At 55.7% G+C, this 4020-nt stretch carries 3 protein-coding genes; 1 reads left to right on the top strand and 2 read right to left on the bottom strand.

What is annotated here, in order from left to right:
• The first annotated feature begins 481 nt into the window (after positions 1–481).
• Positions 482–1393: a hypothetical protein gene (locus tag AD928_RS00670; RefSeq protein WP_156470020.1), complete on the top strand. Its 912-nt coding sequence runs from the start codon at positions 482–484 to the stop codon at positions 1391–1393.
• 273 nt (positions 1394–1666) lie between these two features.
• On the opposite strand, the gene AD928_RS00665 is transcribed toward AD928_RS00670, so the two are convergent.
• Both AD928_RS00665 and AD928_RS00660 read right to left on the bottom strand, forming a co-directional pair.
• On the bottom strand, positions 1667–2404 hold the full coding sequence (locus AD928_RS00665; protein WP_062247450.1) for a M48 family metallopeptidase: 738 nt from the start codon (positions 2402–2404) through the stop codon (positions 1667–1669).
• A gap of 2 nt (positions 2405–2406) precedes the next feature.
• Positions 2407–4020, bottom strand: a 1614-nt coding sequence (locus AD928_RS00660) for a type I restriction enzyme subunit R domain-containing protein (protein ID WP_407639263.1), incomplete at its 5' end; no start/stop codon positions are given.

The following is a 4020-nucleotide window of genomic DNA, read 5'->3' as shown; positions in this document are numbered from 1 at the left end:
CGATAGCCGACTGTCTGTTCCCCCCCCTGGTCTGCCTGTCCGCTCAGTGGAATAGGAGCAGACAGGCGATAGTCGCCTTCAAGTCACACATCGAAGTGGTGATGCTGGCCGCCCGAAAGCAGACATTTTTAGGTGAACCGCGATAGACCGCGTTTGGGACTTTGCTGTGGGTCAGTGCTGCGGCCTGAAGCGTCCTGTACCTCCGAAACCGACCATTCGCGGAGCCCCATAATCCGCCTCTCTTTTGTCCGGCCTTCTAGACGAACCGGAACGCCTCCTATACGCGAGTAAATTTAGCTAGCTGCTGTACAAATTATGCTGCTGCAAGCTCGGTATGTGCACCGTGCTCACAGCTTTCCGAAGTCACGCTACTTGCCGTTAAGTCACTCATCTGACGCTCCTTCTCCTCGCTATTGTCGCCAGCTTGCGTTAGATACAAGCCATGCATCCTCACAAGACTGACAATATTCACAAGATCCGTGTGCCCATCCGTATCGAGGCCTCCCCTGGCATGGATGTAAGAGGCTTTTCCTCTAGCAGCACTGGTTTTCTCTGCACACCATCGGCCACAGGGCAGCATGCGCCTGGCTGTATCCTGACTAGCGTCACGATTTTGGGCGTAACGATTGCTCGGCTTGAAATTGGCGCGGTTGAAAATGATTGGCAGTCGATGGAACTCGAATTTTCTGCGCCAATGAAGCTCGATGAGATTGACAGCTTTTTGACCCGCTTTGCCGATTCCTTTTCAGTCGATATGGCGAAGAAGCAAATAACCCCACTGCACGGGATGTTGACTGTCACTGTCCGATTGACAGAACTGGTGGTCCTTGATCCCAATGACCAATCGGGCCAGATCACCATCACTGATGATTTGAACATCACGAGCAAGACGGCAACCCCCGTTGATCCCCTATGTTTGCAAACCTTCCAAGGTAGCGCCTTGTCCCAGATTTTTGCCGAAGGCATGCGCAATCCAGATCCTAAGATGAAATATATCTCGTGGTTCGTGGTGCTGGAGGAGTTGGAAAAGCTCTTCAGCTTTCCATCGTTGTTTTCCTCCTCTGAGATTTCCCAAATCACCGCTGCAGTCACGCTGACACCGGCCCAAACGACGCGCCTTAGCAATATGATGAAAGGGCCTGGCGTCACGGTCCTCAGCCGGTCTGAGAAACTCTACGATATCCTCTCCAACAATAATATGGGGACCGTCATTAATATCAATGGGACAAAAACTATTGATATTAATGACTGCAAGAAATTGATCAAGCAACGTAATTTGGTGGCGCATAAGGGCACAACTGTCGACACGCATACCCTGTACGACATCCTGTTCCCTCTGGCGATCGAAGCACTGGCCTATATTGAAGGGCGGAATCGGCCCGTCCGGATTTAAATCGCATGCCCTCGGCATTCCCGCTCAGTCTAGGCAGCTTTTGACGGATTGATCTGAGCTTTTCAACGGCAGGTATGCGGGCGGCTTCGCTCGAAGCGTAATGGAACGCGAAATAGCCGATGTCGTCATAAATCGACATTCTCTGCGCCCCATCGGAACGATGTAAGTTGGTTGGTAAGCACCATGAGCCTGAGTGTTGCAAATGACTACTTTCGGCTATCGCTTGCCGATATCGGACCTTCCGCTCCCCCCCCCCATTGCGGTCAAAGAGCGCTATTTTTGCAGCATCATTTCCGCCATCCCGTCCAGCCGTGCCTTACGGCGTTCCCAGTCCGGCATCACGCGCTCCAGAAGTGACCAGAAGGCTGGGCCATGATTGTGCTCCTTCAGGTGGCACAGTTCATGCAGGATCACGTAATCAATGCAGTCACGCGGAGCTTTGACCAGATGAGGGTTCAGCGTGATGGTCCCGCCCGGTGAGCAGTTTCCCCATTGGGTCTGCATCACCTGAAGTTTCAGGGCTGGGGACGTGCTGACCCACAATGTTGTTGGGAGAAGGGCAGACAGGCGGTTTTGAAACACCTCCTGCGCCCTCGCGAAATACCAGAGTTCCAGCATCTTCTGAATCCGCAGAGCGTGACGTTCCTGCACGGAAACTTCCAGCCGCCCACGCAACATCCGCACGGTCTCTGGCGCATCGGGCTGGTGATGCACTTTCAGCAGATGCCGCCGCCCCAGATAGAAATGGCTTTCCCCACTGACATAGGCGCGCGGCGTGGCATGTTCCTGCACCGCCCGAAAGTCCCGCAGTTTCTGCCAGATCCAGCGGGTCTTCTGGTGTAGCGCCTTGTCCAGATCAGCCTCTGTTGTACCTTCGGGAACAACCACCTGCACAGTCAGGTCCGGATGCACCTTGATGCGCAATGTCGTGCCGGGGCGGGGACGCGGGATCAGGTTCACGCGGATCTGTTCACCGCCATAGGTCAGAACGCGAGAAGGGGTTTCTTCCATGCTCAGCCGCGCAGGGTATCAGCAGGCCCAGCCCGCATGATCTGAATGACCTGCTCGATGATCTCCTGTGCCTTGTCCACGCCAAAGCCCGCTTTCTGGCCCGTGCTGAATAGAAGCGGCAGCAGTTCTTTCTTGACCGCTTTTTCCATATCCGGGCGGCTGAGCGAGTTCTCCCGCACGGCCTTGTCCACGATTTGGTTAATCTGGAATGCCAGATCAATCCAGCGCTGGTTCTCTGCATCTGTCTGTTCGGAATTGATGGCCGCCAGCGTTTTCAGGAACACACCATAATAGGCCTGCGCATGCCGGTGCCCGTCAAAAACAGAGGGGATATTGTCCAGCTTGCGGTTGGCCACCTGGTCCTCAAACTCCTGGAACAGCATGAACTGCTTGAGGGGATGGTCGAACAGGCTCTCGGCCTCTTCAATCACCTTGCGCAGCAGGGCCGAGAAGGCTTCCTTCGCATACGGGTCATCCTGCATCTCGTGCTCGATCATCTTCGTCACACGGGTGCGGATCAGATCCGTCTCGTTGCGGGTTTTCTCCTCGCTCCAGGTCTCCGGCTGGTTGTCTTCGGGCTTCTGACCCATCTTGCCGACCGCATACAGGCCGCCAGACTCATGGACCTTCACGCCCGCCACATGCCGGTCCAGCAGCTTCTTCACCTGCTCGGCATACTGGTCAAAGTCCACGGTTTCACCGGTATCCTGCATCACCATCTGGCGCAGACTGGTTAGTTGCTTCAGCGTTTCCTTGTAGGTGGCGCGGTCCTTTTCCGTGAAACTGGTGTCTTCAAAAAACGCCACGGATTGCAGCGCGACCTTCAGGCAGGCGGCAAACTTCGTCAGCGCCTCATAGAAATCATCCCGGCGCTTGAGGTTCACGTCCACCATCTGGCCGTGCTCCTCCACCATGCGGGGCATGAGCACGGCGCGAAGTTGCTGGAGGTCGCTCCTGTTCTTCACGCCCTCAAAAATGGCCCACAGCGCTTTATGCAAGGCGGGGAGTTCGCGGTATTCCGTGCTCATCTGGCTATACAGACCGGCAATGTCCTTGGGGTCATATCCGCCGACATTTTCGGCCGCCAGTTCGTCATACCGGGCCAGGGTGGTGTCCAGTTCCGCCAGAATGCCGCGATAGTCGATCAGTAGCCCGTGCGTCTTCTGGTCATGCAGCCGGTTCACGCGGGCAATGGCCTGCAACAGATTGTGCTGCTTCAGCGGCTTGTCGATATAGAGCACTGCGTTCTGCGGTTCATCAAAGCCGGTCAACAGCTTGTCGACCACGATGATCAGCCTGAGGTCCGGGTCCTTCTCGAAGCGCTCGATGACGCCGCGCGTGTAGTCGTCCTCACTCTGGCTGCCGACATTGTCCTTCCACCAGTCCTGAATTTCCGGCTGTTTGCGCTCATCGACTTCCGTATGGCCTTCGCGCGTATCGGGCGGGCTCATGACGATGGCGCTTTCGAACAGACCGACCTCATCCAGATACTGCTTGTAGCGGATGGCGGAGAGCTTGCTGTCACAGGCCAGCATGCCCTTGAGGTCCTTATCGATGTTGTTGTCGAAATGGGTTGCCAGATCCATGGCGATCAGCCGGATGCGGTCATCGGCCTT

Origin of the sequence: Acetobacter cerevisiae (genome assembly GCF_001580535.1) — a bacterium.
In the GTDB taxonomy this organism is placed as follows: Bacteria; Pseudomonadota; Alphaproteobacteria; order Acetobacterales; family Acetobacteraceae; genus Acetobacter; species Acetobacter cerevisiae.
The sequence above is the reverse complement of the archived record's forward strand: the minus strand, read 5'-3'. Positions and strand labels throughout refer to the sequence as shown.

Coding starts and splice junctions, on each gene's coding strand:
- AD928_RS00665 (WP_062247450.1), bottom strand. CDS start 2,404: ATGGAAGAAACCCCTTCTCGCGTTCTGACCTATGGCGGTGAACAGATC.